The organism is Mycobacterium sp. IDUB_1 (assembly GCF_055419625.1).
This window is the reverse complement of record NZ_JBVAYA010000001.1, coordinates 1,589,926-1,604,607: the sequence shown is the minus strand read 5'-3', so window position 1 is coordinate 1,604,607 and position 14,682 is coordinate 1,589,926. Positions and strand designations below refer to the sequence as shown.

At 66.3% G+C, this 14,682-nt stretch carries 14 protein-coding genes; 5 read left to right on the top strand and 9 right to left on the bottom strand.

The window, feature by feature from the left end; translation table 11 throughout:
- Positions 1–37: 37 nt before the first annotated feature.
- On the top strand, positions 38–829 hold the full coding sequence (locus ACZYYX_RS08290) for a GAF and ANTAR domain-containing protein (protein WP_463813941.1): 792 nt from the start codon (positions 38–40) through the stop codon (positions 827–829).
- Here the strand turns inward: ACZYYX_RS08290 and ACZYYX_RS08285 are convergent.
- From ACZYYX_RS08285 to stpK7, 9 genes are all read right to left on the bottom strand, one after another.
- Positions 826–1,587, bottom strand: a complete 762-nt coding sequence (locus ACZYYX_RS08285) for a GAF and ANTAR domain-containing protein (protein ID WP_463813940.1) — start codon at positions 1,585–1,587, stop codon at positions 826–828. The genes ACZYYX_RS08290 and ACZYYX_RS08285 overlap by 4 nt on opposite strands.
- A 34-nt stretch (positions 1,588–1,621) precedes the next feature.
- Positions 1,622–2,323, bottom strand: a complete 702-nt coding sequence (locus tag ACZYYX_RS08280; protein WP_463813939.1) for a GAF and ANTAR domain-containing protein — start codon at positions 2,321–2,323, stop codon at positions 1,622–1,624.
- Positions 2,324–2,584: 261 nt separating this feature from the next.
- Positions 2,585–3,748 carry a glycosyltransferase gene (locus ACZYYX_RS08275; RefSeq protein ID WP_463813938.1) on the bottom strand — a complete coding sequence of 388 codons (1,164 nt, stop codon included), beginning with the start codon at positions 3,746–3,748 and terminating at the stop codon, positions 2,585–2,587.
- 122 nt (positions 3,749–3,870) lie between these two features.
- Positions 3,871–4,314, bottom strand: coding sequence for a DUF5994 family protein (locus tag ACZYYX_RS08270; RefSeq protein ID WP_463813937.1), 444 nt, complete (start codon positions 4,312–4,314; stop codon positions 3,871–3,873).
- Between the two features lie 215 nt (positions 4,315–4,529).
- The gene (locus ACZYYX_RS08265; RefSeq protein ID WP_046366004.1) at positions 4,530–4,733 is read right to left on the bottom strand and encodes a cold-shock protein; all 204 of its coding nucleotides are present in this window, start codon (positions 4,731–4,733) and stop codon (positions 4,530–4,532) included.
- 81 nt (positions 4,734–4,814) lie between these two features.
- Positions 4,815–5,300 (bottom strand): DUF5994 family protein, encoded by a 486-nt coding sequence (locus ACZYYX_RS08260; RefSeq protein ID WP_463813936.1) that lies wholly within the window; start codon positions 5,298–5,300, stop codon positions 4,815–4,817.
- Positions 5,301–5,739: 439 nt separating this feature from the next.
- Complete coding sequence (locus tag ACZYYX_RS08255) at positions 5,740–6,831, bottom strand: PE-PPE domain-containing protein (RefSeq protein ID WP_463813935.1); 1,092 nt, start codon at positions 6,829–6,831, stop codon at positions 5,740–5,742.
- Positions 6,832–7,349: 518 nt separating this feature from the next.
- On the bottom strand, positions 7,350–7,715 hold the full coding sequence (locus ACZYYX_RS08250; RefSeq protein WP_463813934.1) for a hypothetical protein: 366 nt from the start codon (positions 7,713–7,715) through the stop codon (positions 7,350–7,352).
- A 121-nt stretch (positions 7,716–7,836) separates the two neighbouring features.
- On the bottom strand, positions 7,837–9,597 hold the full coding sequence (stpK7, locus tag ACZYYX_RS08245) for a serine/threonine protein kinase StpK7 (RefSeq protein WP_463813933.1): 1,761 nt from the start codon (positions 9,595–9,597) through the stop codon (positions 7,837–7,839).
- Positions 9,598–9,882: 285 nt separating this feature from the next.
- On the opposite strand from stpK7, the gene ACZYYX_RS08240 reads away from it, so the two are divergent.
- Genes ACZYYX_RS08240 through ACZYYX_RS08225 form a run of 4 tightly spaced genes read left to right on the top strand, consistent with a single transcriptional unit; the run spans position 9,883 to position 14,679 of the window.
- Complete coding sequence (locus ACZYYX_RS08240) at positions 9,883–11,481, top strand: aldehyde dehydrogenase (NADP(+)) (RefSeq protein ID WP_463813932.1); 1,599 nt, start codon at positions 9,883–9,885, stop codon at positions 11,479–11,481.
- Between the two features lie 34 nt (positions 11,482–11,515).
- Entirely contained in the window at positions 11,516–12,457 is a 942-nt protein-coding gene (locus tag ACZYYX_RS08235; RefSeq protein WP_463813931.1) for a 5-dehydro-4-deoxyglucarate dehydratase, read from the top strand.
- Positions 12,457–13,716 (top strand): glucarate dehydratase family protein, encoded by a 1,260-nt coding sequence (locus ACZYYX_RS08230; RefSeq protein ID WP_463813930.1) that lies wholly within the window; start codon positions 12,457–12,459, stop codon positions 13,714–13,716. The genes ACZYYX_RS08235 and ACZYYX_RS08230 overlap by 1 nt, the downstream gene beginning before the upstream one ends.
- A 39-nt stretch (positions 13,717–13,755) precedes the next feature.
- A complete protein-coding gene (locus ACZYYX_RS08225) occupies positions 13,756–14,679 on the top strand; it encodes a LysR family transcriptional regulator (protein WP_463813929.1) in 924 nt (307 codons plus the stop codon).
- Positions 14,680–14,682 lie beyond the last annotated feature (3 nt).

The window sequence follows — 14,682 nt, the reverse complement described above, 5'->3', positions numbered from 1 at the left end:
GCTCGCCCACTGCAAAGGAGTAGCGTCCGAGGACAGGATGGCCGACTACGACATACAGCCGGGTCGCGAGGTACCCGTCGAACCGTCTGCCGCACAACGCGATGCAGACGATGTCGACATGCTCGCCGGCCTTCGAGGAGTTGCAGAGCTGGTCGCCGACGCTCGGTCTGTTCCCGAATTGCTGCGCAACGTCGCGGAATTCGCGACGATCGCGATTCCGAACGTCGACGGCGCGAGCACTGTCCTGATGCACGGACATCACGAAGTCCGAGCCGTCACCGCGACAGCGGATTTCGTCGAGATCATCGACAGGGTTCAGTACGAGGAGTTCCACGAGGGGCCGTGCTTGACCTGCATGGAGTCCCGCCGGGTAGCCATCAGCGGCTCCCTGGGCAGTGACGATCGTTGGCCACACTTCGGCGGGCGGGTCGCCAGGATGGACGTGCACTCAGCGCTGTCGCTGCCCCTGATCGTCTCGGGTGAGGTGATCGGCGCGATCAACGCCTACGCGAAGTCCCGCGACGCGTTCGGCGAGCATGCCGCCGTGCTCGGGGTACAGTTCGCCGCCTCGGCGGCCGTGTCCGTCTATCACGCCCAGTTGCTGCACTCCGCCCAGAACCGCACCGAGCAGTTGCAGCGCGCGCTCGGCAGTCGTGCGGTGATCGACCAGGCGATCGGGATCATCCGGAGCCGTTCGGGCGCGAGTGCCGATCAGGCGTTCGAGCGGTTGACGCAGATGAGCCAGCAGGAGAACGTGAAGCTCGTGACGATCGCCGAGCGGCTGGTGGACGATGCCGTGCGCCGGGCCCGCGCCCGCCACCGCAGCTAATGCACGGGTGGGTTGACGAATTGGGTGATCTCTGCGATCAGCACCGGTCGCGCGTAGCGGTCGGTCATCAGCTGGCGCGCCAGATCGGTGAGGTGGCGGCCATTGGTGTGCGAGAACGAGCGCAGCACGGCGAACGCCTCCTCGACCGGGACGTCGAGCACCTCCCGCAGCAGGCCTTTGGCTTGCTCCACCACGGTGCGGCCGGCCAGAGCGGCCCGAAGCTGCGGCAGCACGGTCGCCGGCGTCGGCGCCTGGCCCTGCAATATCGTCACGCACGCGATGTGCGCCAGCGTCTGGGCCACCAGCAGATCGGCCTGGCCGAGTGCTCCGGGCGAGGTGCCGAACAGACCGAGGGCACCGAGAACGATCCCCGCTGCGCGCATCGGCACTGCGTGCACCGACGCGAAGCCGTCCGCGACGGCTTCCGGAACGAACTGCGGCCAGCGCGCCTCGGCATCGGCATCCAGGGCTGCAACCGACACTGCGGTACCGGTCATGTAGCAGTCGACACACGGGCCTTGGTCGATCTCCAGCTGGAAGATCTCCAGATCGCGAGCCTGTTGCGTGGTGGCCGCCAGCAGGTGTAATCGATCGAAGGGGTCGGCGAGCAGGAAGCCGGCCGCGGCGACGTCGAGCAGGTGTGCGCAGCGTTCGGTCAGTTCGGTCAGAAGGTCGACCACGTCGAAGTCGACGAGCAGACTGTCGACAAGGGAGTTGACCGCATCGAGCACGAGTTCTTCGCGCGGGGTGTCTGTCATGTTGGCCTCCATCCAGGTGCCTGCCGCACGCCCGTCATTCCAACCGCAGTCGGCGCTCGAGAACGTCTCGAGCCACCTCGGTGGCGGCCCGGCCGGCTGCGTAGGCGTGGGCGCGCAGGCGCAGCAACGCCTCAGCAGGTTCGATACCCAGCTGAGCGACGAGCATGCCAGTGGCCTGGCTGACCTCAGCCCGCGACAGGGCGTTCAGCTCTGTCCACGCGGTGCTGTCCGGGTCACTGACCGCGGCATGCAGATCCGCGTCGAGAAGATCCAGTACCGGGATGCCTGCCAGTTCAGCGGCCACGATGGCACCGGCGAGCTGCCCTTCGGCCAGCCGGCCGGGCACCGCTCGGAACAGGTCGAGGGCACCCACGTACTCACCCGCGACCACCACCGGCATCGCGTAGACGCCGCGGATCCGCAGGTCGAGCATTGCCCGCCCGTAGACCGGCCACCGCTGCTCGGCCGGATCGGCCAGGTCGGTCACTATCACCGGCGAGCACAACGTGATGGACTCGAGGCACGGACCCTCACCCACGGTGAATTGGAGTTCGTCCAGGGCACGCGCGTCACCTCCGCTGGAGCCAAGGGTGCCAGTGGAAGCGCCGTCGAAGACCAGCGAGATGGCGGCGGCGTCGACGTCGAGCAACATCACGCACGCCTCACAGAGCCGGTCGGCGGCGTCAACGCCACGGCGACCGTCCACGGCGGCGAGAAGCTGTTCGCGAAACGTCACCCCTACCGCGCCGTCGGCCCGACACGGGGTTGTCCCGATGTGGGCAGCGATTGATTCATGCGTTGTGGCCCCTGTTCTGCGGAGGATTGCCGGCTGATGCTGGTCCCCCCCTGTAGCTGGCCTCGAGACCTTACATTACGCCCCTGGATGCAGTGACGTACGCGGGACGCCGAATCCGCCATCGGCATCCTAGTCTCGCATTCAAAGAGATTCGCCCGCAACGCATTCGACGTGTCGGGCCGCCGACCGCATACTCGGTGACTATCGCCGCTGGGGCGTGCTGCCGACCTGCGAGAAAACGGAGCCCATCTCGGCGACGCCGCGTTCGGCGACGAGACGCTGCCCCAGGGCCGTGTAGGCCGCAGCCACCGTGGACCACGCGAAGTCCGGGGCCAGTTGCCGCGCCTCGGCCGCCAGCGCTCCGGCCAACCTCGGCTGCGTCAGGATCTGGCGTAGTGCGGTTGCCAGGGCATCGGAGTCGTCGTGGTCGACCAGGATCCCTGCCCCACCCGACAGCAGCTCCACAGCGTGCGGGAACGCCGTTGCCACGACGGGCCGGCCGCTGGCGATGGCTTCCACGAGGATGGCGGACGACACCTGGTCGGTGGAGGCGTAGGGAAGTACCACCACCGACGCCGACTGGATCAGTGCAGTCAGCGACGCCCGGTTGTACGAACGGGGATCGAAGGACACGGAGTCTGCGACCCCGTTGGTGCGGGCCCGTTCAATGCACGCCTCCCGATACGCGTCACCGTGGAGAGCTGATTCCCTGGGGTCCGTCGGACCGACGACAACGTAGCGTGGGCGGCCGGCGAGGCTCTGCAGCGAGCTCATCACGTCGATGACCTTTTCGACGCCCTTGCCGGGGGCCAGCATTCCCCACGTCAGGATCGTGGGCCGGCTGGGCCGCTTGAGGCGCGGACCGCTGAACACGGTGCCGCCGTGGGGAATCGTGACGACCTTTCGCCGCTCGACCCCGTAGTCACGACACAACCGGTCTCGTGCGCATGCGGACATGACGACGATGCGATCCGTCATCGCCGCAATGCGTTCCATGACCCAGCGCTGGTGGGGTTTGGGGTTCTCGAGAACTTCGTGAGCCACCGCGATGGACGGCACGTCAAGCGATTCGATGAGTGACAGCACCTCGTCGCCGTGGCTGCCACCGTAGAGGCCGTACTGGTGTTGAATGACCGCAACGTCGTTGCCGTTCAGCCGGTCCACGCACGCCTCGATCGAGGTCGCCGAACCACTGACCAGCTCGGTGTCCTCGGATTCACGTCCAGAACCGTCGGCGACACGCACGATCTCGACGTCGTTGCCCAGCGATTGCAACTCGTTGGCCAAACCGGCGCTGAACCGGGCTACTCCGCACAACGTAGGGACGTACGTGCCGAGGACGCCGAAGCGTATCGGCCGCGGCATGGCCAGAGCGTGTGATGCAGACATGGTCAGCCGATCGCCATGCGTGAAGTGATGTGTGAAATGTTGTGCGCCTTTACCTTTGGATATTCGCTGGGGTTGTACAACTCCGCTCGCCAGCGGCATCACGTCGCGAGGAGTTCCCGGATGCGCGAAGCGCTCTCCGAGGCCGCGGTGGCCATCATGGCGGCGTGTGCACTATCGGGGTCGGTCTGGGCGGGTATCACGAGCAGCAGCATTTCGCCGCCCCTGCCTCCCTGCACCCCGAGCGTGCCTGCCGGGTGCCTGTCGTAGCCGTCGAGCCGCACCAGTTGATCTGCGAAGCGAATCTTGGATGGCGCCGCCAGCCATTCGGCCCGGTTGTACCGGACTCGCTCGATGCTCCCGAGTCGTACCGAGAGCACGGTGAGCAGATCGGGCAATTCGGCGCTCAGGTCGTCGCTGTGTGGCCACCACGCTCCGTCGACGAAACCCCTACTGGACCCCTTGCGCTGGAGGCGCAGGCGTGGCGTGCTGTCAGGGCCTTGGTGGAGTGGATCGATATCGTCAGTATCGGTGTGCTGAGTCATGGGGACAGTCCCGCCTGAGCCCGTGGCGGACCCGTCCGACCCGGTGACGACGCGACCTCAGAGTGTCGCGTACAACATTTCCCGGGTCGTCTCAGCATACGCCCTTCAGCACGAAAAGCGTTGGCCGAATTGATGTCTGGTGAGCAATCGGTGCCGAAACGAAAAGTGGGCTGGTGAGTGTGACTCACCAGCCCACGATCGAAAGCTCGTGCCGCTTAGACGGCCGTCACATTGACGGCCTGCGGGCCTTTCTGTCCTTGCTCGACGTCGAACTCGACGCGCTGATTCTCTTCAAGCGAGCGGTAGCCGCCGCCAGAGATCGCGGAGTAGTGGACGAACACGTCCTCTGCGCCGCCGTCGGGGGCGATGAAGCCGAAGCCCTTGTCGCCGTTGAACCACTTCACAGTTCCCTGTGCCATACTTTTCAACTTCTCTCATGTGATGAAACGCCAGATTCGGCGTCCCGCCCTAACCGTAGCACGCGTCGGGCGAACGCATTGTCACGAATTGGCGGCCTCGCGCCACTTCAGGCTCTCGGTGCGAGCGAGACCAACCACGAGACAAGCTGTTTCATAGATTCGATTGTTCGTCGCATCGACGACAGGAGGCAGTCCCGCGGATGCCCGCAGCACCATCGATCCGAGGGCCTGCGACGTCATACTCGGAACGACAAGCAGTTTCACGCTGGCCTCTCGACCGACGATGGACATCAACCTCGGTCGCCGATGATGCCCGCCGGGCAGCGCCATGCGAGACCCGGTGGCAATGGTCTCGAGGTCGAGTTGCCCCTCGGTGGGTGACCAATTGATCTGCATGGTCTCGACCTCACCGAGCGAGGGGTGCAGCGCCCCGATCAGATCGGGGAGTTCAGCAGCGATAGCCGACGAATGAGGCCACCACGCCCCGTCGATGACGCCGTTCCGGTCGGTCGCGAGACTGACCCGGACCGGCTTCGACGCGCGACGGGCGCGCGGTATGCCGTTCACCGACGTGGCGAATCAGCAGAATGCCTCGGATGTAGGTCGGAGAAAACGGGGGCTTCTACCGGCTCGTCGGATGACGACACCGGAGCATGTTCTTGCGTTGTCTGACGATGAGAAAAGAGTTCAGACGATTCCATGAGCACGTCCTCAAATATTGGGAGGGTGCCGCCTCTGTGCGGAAGCTTCGATCGCTTCGCCGGCTGAGCAACCCTTCCCTCGACCATACACCCCGGGGGCCGAGCCGACGCAGCGCCGTCGAGTTCACTGGTTCGCGACGCCACCCACCGACGCCGGATCGAGCATCAGCGAACAGATGACAATGCCTGGTCACCGCCTGGTGGTGGCAGATGGGGCGCGAGCCACCGGCAGCGTCGAGACTTTGTGTCGGCACTGCCAATATGGTTGGGGCGCATCACTTCTCGACGTTACTGGATAGGGTCGGTCACGCGTCGACGCCTGTCGCCTTGCGCTCTTCGCGCTGCGCCGCCCGCGCGGCCCTGGCCTGTGCACGAGCGTCTCGCGTGGCGGCCTTCACCTCGGCCCGACGCTCCGCACGCGCTTCGCGCCGTTCAGCAGCCACCGACCTGGGCGTGGGAGCCGCCTGCTCTGCAGGGGCGTCGACGGGCGGCACGTCGGCAGCGCTCGATCTCGCCGGAACCGGCACTGTCGCGTCATTACGGCTGTAGCCCGCATCGATCTTCGCCTTCAGCTCGGCCTCACGCGGCGCGAGCTTCGGATTCAATTGCACGAGAGGCAGGGTCTTGGTGGGAACGAGGTAGTGAGTGGTGGTTCCCCCCTTGGCGTTGGTCTCGACGGTGATGTTCTCCGCCGGAACCGAGGCCAGGCTGCCGTACATCACCGGCACATGAACGACGACCGCGCCGGCCATCGCGTTCGCCACCGCCAGCAGATTCCAGGGGCGGTCCGGGAAGTCGGCAAAACCGTCGTACTCGCCTGTGACGACAACGACGTCGTAGGGGGTGATCGGTGCAGGTTGGTAGGTGTAATTCAGCTTGGAGTTGTACTTGCCGGAGTCATTGATCAACTCCTGCCGGCTCGAGTCCTCGATGACGATGAAATCGATGTCGTCGGCGTTCGGCAGCTGACCACTGGCGACCATGTCCCGCAGGACCTCGTTGACCACCAGCGAGCCCGCCGACAGTCCGACGACAGTGACCCTTTCACCATTCATCACGTTGCCGTCGGCGTCACGTGACAACTGCCCGAGCGCGGTGTCGATCGCGGCGGCGAGGTTGGCCTTACCGATGTCGATCGAGTCTCCGAGGTTCATGTCGTTCGCGCCCGTGATGGGCCCCGCCTGGGCGGGCCAGGTCACGTTCACCCGCGTCTCGTCCTTGAACTGACCGCCCAGCAGTGGCGCCATCAGCGCGTCACCCATGGTGCCGGCGCCGATCCCGCCGATGATCACCGCTGTACTACTGGCCCATGCCGACGTCGGGCCGGACAGGGCGAGCGCCGCGGAGGCGAACGCGGCGCCGCACGTGACTAGGGCTTTGCGGAATGTGATGGTCATAACGGTTCCCCCGGATGATCTTGTGCTGTCGGGACGCCTATCGGCAGGCGTATCGCGAGCGTATAACCGAGAGAATAGATTTTCACCAGCAATTCTGAAATTGCACCATTTACGCTCATGCAGCAAATGGATAAAGACGTCAATATAAAGTCTTTACTGTCGTTCAACAGCTGAATGTGCGCATCTACACGTCTTGTCAGCTAAACAAAAATTCGTCACAGGGGCAATATCAGCATATTGGCCACTTCAGCTCATGATCACATTTGCTTTTCGGTACGTCGCGTACCAGTGTCACGCTGCCACCGAGATCGCTCTCAGTGCTGAATGATCGCAACGATTGCTGTGGACGGAACGACCGCGATGAAGACAGCTATCGCAGCGACACCGATCCGCGCGCGGGTTCATGTTCCTGCCGGCCGACGTCAGTGCGGACAGGGGCGGGATTCTCCCCCGGGGGACACCCCCAGCGCGCTCCTCGCTGGGGGTGTCCACGGGATCGGGATCGGGCGGCAGCGCCGCTACGACAGGTCGCCCTGCCGCTGCTGCTCACGGTCGCCCAGATCCCCGTCGCGGGTGGTCAACACCGTTGCGGTGGAGACCTTTTCGCGTTTGCGCGCGAGTTCGTCATGTGTGTCTAGGCGCATGGCCTCACCCATTGCCGCGGCTCGCCGGATGCGGGAGATTCCGCTCTCCTCGAGAGCTGCGTCGTTGAACGCGTTACCGGCCGCGGCGTCGAGTGCACCCAGTGCACGTTCGTACATCAACCGGCCGGGTGCCTCCTCGCCGATGCGTGGCATGACCATGTCTCCCACCAGCTGAAATGGTGCACGCGCAAGCCGGTACTGAAGCCGCAGGATGGCGAACGGGATGTCAGAGACATTCATCGGGTTCTCCTAGGGACGGGGATGAGCAGCTTTCGATGGCACGCACGTCATCTGGCCTGCTCCGCACAGGGGGCTACCCGGGCTGACGTGATCTACACCGAGGATTCGCGGTGCGGACGTCTCACTTCGTCGCGCCGTTGACGGCGGGGCGGTCGATCATGCCGCGCTCCACCCCCCACATGTTCGCGATGGCCCGGTATTCGCCGCTGTCCATCAGCTGCTCGAGCGCCTGCCGCAACGCCTCGGCCAGTGGGGAGTTCTTCTTCACCGGCCAGCCGTATGGCGCGGAATCGAACACGTCACCGGCGGGCACCAGGTCACCGCGGCTGAGCTTGATGGCGAATCCGGTGACAGGCGAGTCGGCAGACATCGCCTGCACCTCGCCCTTGAGTAGAGCCGCGGTGACCTCGTCCTGACTGGTGAACACGACGATCTCCACCGGCGCCATACCGGCCGCGGTGCACTCGTTGCTCTTCCTGGGCAACTCGTCGGTCTCCTGCAGAGTTCCTTGCGCCACACCGACTTTCAAGCCACACGCCGACGTCGGCCCCAGGGAGGTGCCGGGCCGGCGCGCCCACTGGGTACCGGCGCGCAGGTACGTGACGAAGTCGACCAGATCCTCGCGGTCAGCGGTGTCGGTGACCGACGAGGAACCGATGTCGAACGTGCCATCGACGACACCCGGCAGGATCGAATCGAACGGGGTGTCACGGAAATCCGGGATCAGCCCGAGCACACGGCTGACGGCGGTCACGAGGTCCACGTCGAAACCGGCGAGTTGACCGTCGGCGTTCTTGAACTCCATCGGCGCATACGGAACGTTGACGCCGATCACCAGCCGGCCCGTCTCTCGAATGTCGGCTGGGACTGCCGCCGCGATCGAGGCGACCGCGCCATCGGGCAGATTCTCCGGGGTCGTCGGGGTGTCACGCCACGGTGCCCACACCCACAGCCCGGCCGCGCCCGTCGCGATCACCACCACCGCGGCCGCCGCCGAGAGCGCCTTGACCGGCACCCGGCGTCGGGGTCGCGCCGCATGCCGCGAACCGCGACCGGTCCGGGTCACGGGCGCGCTCACCGCGCGCCGGGCCGCGGCGGCCAGTTCGCCGGCACTCTGATAGCGCTTCTCCGGCTTCTTCGCCATGCCCTTGGCGATGACCGCGTCGAACGCGGCCAGCCGAGGGTCGGTGTCAGAGGGCCGCGGCAGCGGCGACACCATGTGACCCGCGATCTGCTGCTCGAGGCTGTCGGCGGGGTACGGCCGCGAGCCGGTCAGGCACTCGTACAGCACACAGGTCAGCGCATAGATGTCGGATCGCCGGTCGACCTCGCCGCCCTCGAAACGCTCGGGCGCCATATACGCCAGCGTGCCCAGGGTGCTGCCGGCGGTGGTCAGCCCGTGCTCGCCCGCGGTGCGCGCCAACCCGAAGTCGATCAGGTACACGAAGTCACCGCTGGTGATGAGGATGTTGGACGGCTTGATGTCGCGATGCATCAGCCCCGTCGCGTGGGCGGCGTCGAGGGCCTCGGCGACCTGCTCGACAATGCTGACCGCGAATTCGGTGTCCAGCGGCTTGTCGGTCTCGGACAGCATGGTGCCGAGGTTGCGGCCTTCGATCAGCCGCATGTCCAGATACAGGCGGCCGTCGACCTCGCCGAATCCGTGGATCGGGACCACGTGTGGGTCGTTCAGCCCGGCGGCGGCTTGCGATTCACGCCGGAACCGCTGCTGGAACACGGTATCGGCGGCCATGTGGTGGGGCAGGACCTTGAGCGCCACCACGCGATCCGTCTTCGTGTCGTACGCACGGTAGACCTCACCCATGCCGCCCTGGCCGATGAGCCTTTCGAGTCGGTAGTGACCGAATGGTGTCGCATTCACCGGTGTTCTCCTCGGCTGCGGCCAGACGGTCCTTCGGAAACGATCTACATCAGGTTTGCCGGCGCTGCCCCGGCGCATGTCACGAGCGCACGACCGGTTGCCCACATCGGACATCGCGGTCAAAAGTTTCTACCACGGCACGGCGGCCCTTGCTTTTGTTGGGCGAAAAGCCGACGTCGGGCGACGACCCGGGGGTCAGCACCGAGCCCATCGATGCCTTTACGGCATCAATCGAGTGTTAAACGGTCTTGGACAGGCATCGACGCGCCTCCTACCGTTGACGGCATGACAGCGACGATCTCTCCCACCACAGGTATCACCGGCCAGATGATCATCGCCGGTACCCCTGTGCGCGGATCGGGAACCGAAGTGCGTGCCCATGATCCCGCCGCCGACCGAGCGCTCGAACCCCCGTACTTCCACGGCGATGCCGGTGATGTCGAGGCCGCCTGCGCTGCCGCTGCCGAGGCGTTCGGACCCTATCGCTCCACCACCTCCGAGGAACGGGCCGAGTTCCTGGAGGCCGTCGCCGCCAACATCGAAGCGATTCGCGACACGCTGGTCTCGCGCGCCGTCCTCGAATCCGGGCTGCCGCAGGCACGCATAGCCGGCGAGGTCGGCCGCACCACCGGGCAGCTGAGGCTCTTCGCCGGTGTCCTGCGGGAGGGTAGCTGGAATGGCGCGCGTATCGACCCCGCCCTGCCCTATCGAACCCCCGCCCCGCGCCCCGACCTCCGACAGCGGTCTGTTCCGCTGGGCCCGGTGGCCGTGTTCAGCGCGTCGAACTTCCCGCTGGCGTTCTCGGTCGCCGGTGGCGACACCGCATCCGCACTGGCCGCCGGCTGCCCCGTCGTCGTCAAGGGGCACGACGCACATCCCGGCACCTCCGAACTGGTCGCCCGGGCGATCTCCGATGCCGTGACCGCGGCAGGTCTGCCCGCGGGAACGTTCTCGCTGCTGTTCGGCTCGGGACCGGACCTCGGCATCGCGCTCGTCACCGATCCGCGCATCAAGGCTGTCGGATTCACCGGGTCCCGTTCCGGCGGAACAGCACTCGTTGCCGCCGCCGCTGCGCGTCCCGAGCCGATCCCGGTGTACGCCGAGATGAGCTCCATCAACCCCGTCTTCCTGCTCGACGGCGCGTTGGCCAACCGCGGCGCGGACCTCGGCCGGGCATTCGTCGCCTCACTCACGATGGGCTCGGGACAGTTCTGCACGAACCCCGGTCTCGTCATCAGTGTCGACGGCCCGGGCCTGGAGACCTTCGTCGACGCCGCCCGCGACGCGCTCACCGGCGCCCCGGCGACACCGATGCTGACGCCCAACATCGCGCGGAGCTACGCCTCGGGCGTCGAATCGCTTCAACAGGCCGCCGAACTGGTGGCACGCGGCGAAGCACAGAGCAACCAAACATCCTGCCAAGCAGCACTTTTCACCACAGACGCGTCGACTTTCCTGGCCTCCGATGCTCTGCAGGCCGAGGTCTTCGGGTCGTCGAGCGTGATCGTGCGCTGCGCCGATCTCGACGAAATGCACGCGGTGGCAGCCGGCATGGAGGGTCAGCTGACCGCCACCGTGCACGCCGACGAGACCGATCACCCGGCGGCGGCCGACCTGCTGCCCCTGCTCGAACTCAAGGCGGGTCGCATTCTCTTCAACGGCTGGCCGACAGGAGTCGAGGTGTGCCACGCGATGGTCCACGGCGGCCCCTCGCCCGCCACGTCGGACTCGCGCACCACCTCGGTCGGCTCTCGGGCCATCGAACGTTTCCTGCGGCCCGTCTGCTACCAGGACGTGCCCGCATCCCTGCTACCCCCGGCGATTTCCGACGGCAATCCAGAGCACCTGTGGCGGCGCATCGACGGCCGGCTCACGCAGGACTGACCCCCCACCACTCACGAGCGAGGAGCCCCACCCCATGCGTCCGATTTCGCGCCCTGACTTCCGCGGCGTCCTGTTCTTCCCGGTCACGCCCTTCACGACGTCCGGAAGCGTCGACTTCGATGCGCTGGCCGCCCATATCGCACACGGTGTGGATGCGGGCGCCGGCGGCGTCTTCGTCGCTTGCGGCACCGGCGAATTCCACGCCATGGACGACCGCGAGTTCGCAGACGTCGTCCGCACGGCCGTCGACGTGGTCGGCGGGCGGGTCCCGGTCTATGCCGGCGCCGGAGGCTCCGTGGCACAGGCCAAGCGCTTCGCCGTTGCAGCAGAGCACGCCGGGGCCGATGGCCTCCTGCTTCTGCCGCCCTATCTGGTGGAGGTGCCGCAGGCCGGTCTGGTCGACTACACCCGGGCCGTCGCTGAGGCGGCACAATTGCCCGTCATCGTCTACAACCGCAACAACGCGCGATACACCGAGGAATCCGCCGTCGCCGTCGCCCGCATCCCGAACGTGGTCGGCTTCAAAGACGGCACGGGCAATTTCGACCAGGTCGCCCGCATCGTTCAGGCCGTCACCACGACCGTCGATCCCGATTTCCTCTTCTTCAACGGTCTGCCCACCGCGGAGACGACACAGCTGGCGTTCCGAGCGATCGGCGTTCCGCTGTATTCGTCGGCCACGTTCGCCTTCGCACCCGATCTGGCGCTGGCGTTCTACAACGCGCTGGAATCCGGGAACGAGCAGCTGACCAACGCGTTGCTCAATGCGTTCTTCATTCCCCTGGTGCGGTTGCGCGACACCGTGCCGGGCTATGCGGTGTCGCTGGTCAAAGCGGGTGTCACGATGTCAGGCATCCCCGCCGGAGCCGTGCGCCCACCGCTGGTGATGCCGACGCCCGACGACCTCGCCGAGCTGGCCTCGATCGTCGAAGCCGGTCGCTCCGTCGTCGCCGACGCGCTGGCCCAGGCACGCTGATGCCGGCCATCCGGATCACCGGAGCCCGCATCACCCCCGTCGCGTTCGCCGATCCGCCGCTGCTCAACACGGTGGGTGTGCACCAGCCCTATGCGCTGCGGGCGATCATCCAGTTGGACACCGACGCAGGCTTGGTCGGTCTGGGTGAAACCTACGCCGACACCCGCCACCTCGGCCGATTGCATGCCGCCGCCGATGCGATCACCGGTCTGGATGTCTTCGCGCTGAACGTCATGCGCGCAGAGATCGCCGATCGACTCAGAGACGACACCGCCGCGGTCGGTACGGCGGGGATGATCACCACCGCCAGTGCGGTCGATCAGGTGCTGTCCCCGTTCGAGGTGGCCTGCCTCGACGTCCAGGGCCAGGCACTCGATCGCCCTGTCTGCGATCTGCTCGGCGGCGCGATCCGTGAGGCCGTGCCGTTCAGCGCCTATCTGTTCTACAAGTGGGCGGGCCACCCCGGTGCCGAGCCCGACCGCTTCGGAGAGGCACTCGACCCGGACGGTCTCGTCGCCCAAGCTCACCGCATCGTCGACGAATACGGCTTCACCGCAATCAAACTCAAAGGCGGTGTCTTCCCCCCTGAAGAGGAGATGGCGGCGATCGAGGCGTTGTCGCGCGCCTTCCCGGGTGTTCCGCTACGGCTCGACCCCAATGCGGCATGGACTCCGCAGACCGCGGTGAAGGTGGCATCCGGGTTGGCCGGCATTCTCGAATACCTCGAAGATCCCACTCCGGGCCTCGACGGCATGGCGGAGGTGGCTGCGCAGGCGCCGATGCCCCTGGCCACCAACATGTGCGTGGTCGCATTCGATCAGCTCGCTCCTGCTGTCGCGAAAAACTCTGTCCGCGTGGTACTTTCAGATCATCACTACTGGGGCGGGCTGCAACGCTCACGACTGCTCGCGGGGATCTGCGACACGTTCGGGCTTGGTCTGTCGATGCACTCGAACTCACATCTGGGCATCAGCCTGGCTGCAATGGTGCACCTCGCCGGTGCGACACCGAACCTGACCTATGCCTGTGACACCCACTGGCCGTGGAAGACAGAAGACGTGGTGAAGCCCGGCGCGCTGCACTTCGTCGACGGTTCCGTGCCAGTGCCCCGCGGCCCCGGCCTGGGTGTGGAGATCGACGAGGACGCGCTCGACACACTGCACCAGCAGTACCTTCGCTGCGGAATCCGGGACCGGGACGACACGGGCTACATGCGGAGCGTGGAGCCGGAGTTCGAGCTGCTGAGCCCGCGTTGGTAGAGCCTTTCGCAGTTCGCCCCGGGGCCCTACGGTGAGCTGATGTTCTCCCTGGCGCGGTTGCAGTGCTTCGTCGCGGTCGCCGAAGAGCTGCATTTCGGGCGCGCGGCGGAACGCTTGCACATGACGCAACCGCCGCTGTCCCGCCAGGTTCAGCAGCTCGAGAGCGAGCTCGGCGTGCAGCTCATCGACCGCACCACCCGAACGGTCACGCTGACACCGGCAGGTGCTGCGTTCCTGCCCGACGCACGTCGCATCCTGCAGCTGGCCGAGGGAGCCGCGCAGACTGTGAAGCGAGTTCCCGCAGGCGATCTCGGCACGGTCGTCATCGGATTCACCGCGGCGTCCGCGCACGCGGTGCTGCCGCGACTGCTCGAGCGCGCGCGGGAACGTCTTCCCGATGTGACGCTCGATCTGCGCGAGATGGTGACCGCGGCCCAGATCGAGGGGCTGGCGACCGGTGAGCTGGATCTGGGCATGGCCCGGCCGCCCCTCAAGCGGCCAGGGCTGGTGTCGCGGCCGCTGCTCCACGAGCAGTTGATCGCGGCGCTGCCCGTCGGTCATCCCCTGGCCGAGCTTCCCCGCCAGTTGACGCTCACCGACCTCGACGGGCAAGACGTCGTGATGTATTCGCCGGTGCAGGCACGCTATTTCAACGAACTGCTGATCTCGACCTTCACCATCGCGGGGGCCACACCGAGGTACGTCCAGTACGTGACACAGGTGCACACGATGCTGGTGCTCGTACGCTCCGGCATCGGGATCGCGCTGGTACCGGCCTCAGCGGCGACGCTGCACCCCGAGGGCGTCGTGTTCCGAACGATCGGGGCGTTTCGCGAACGGCCCGTCGAGCTCGACGCCGTGTGGAGGGGCGACTCGACGAACCCCGCTCTTCTGCGGGTCCTGCGCGATGTGTTGCCCCCGCAGGAGTGGACGACCGACGACCTCGTCGAAACCGTGGACTGACGC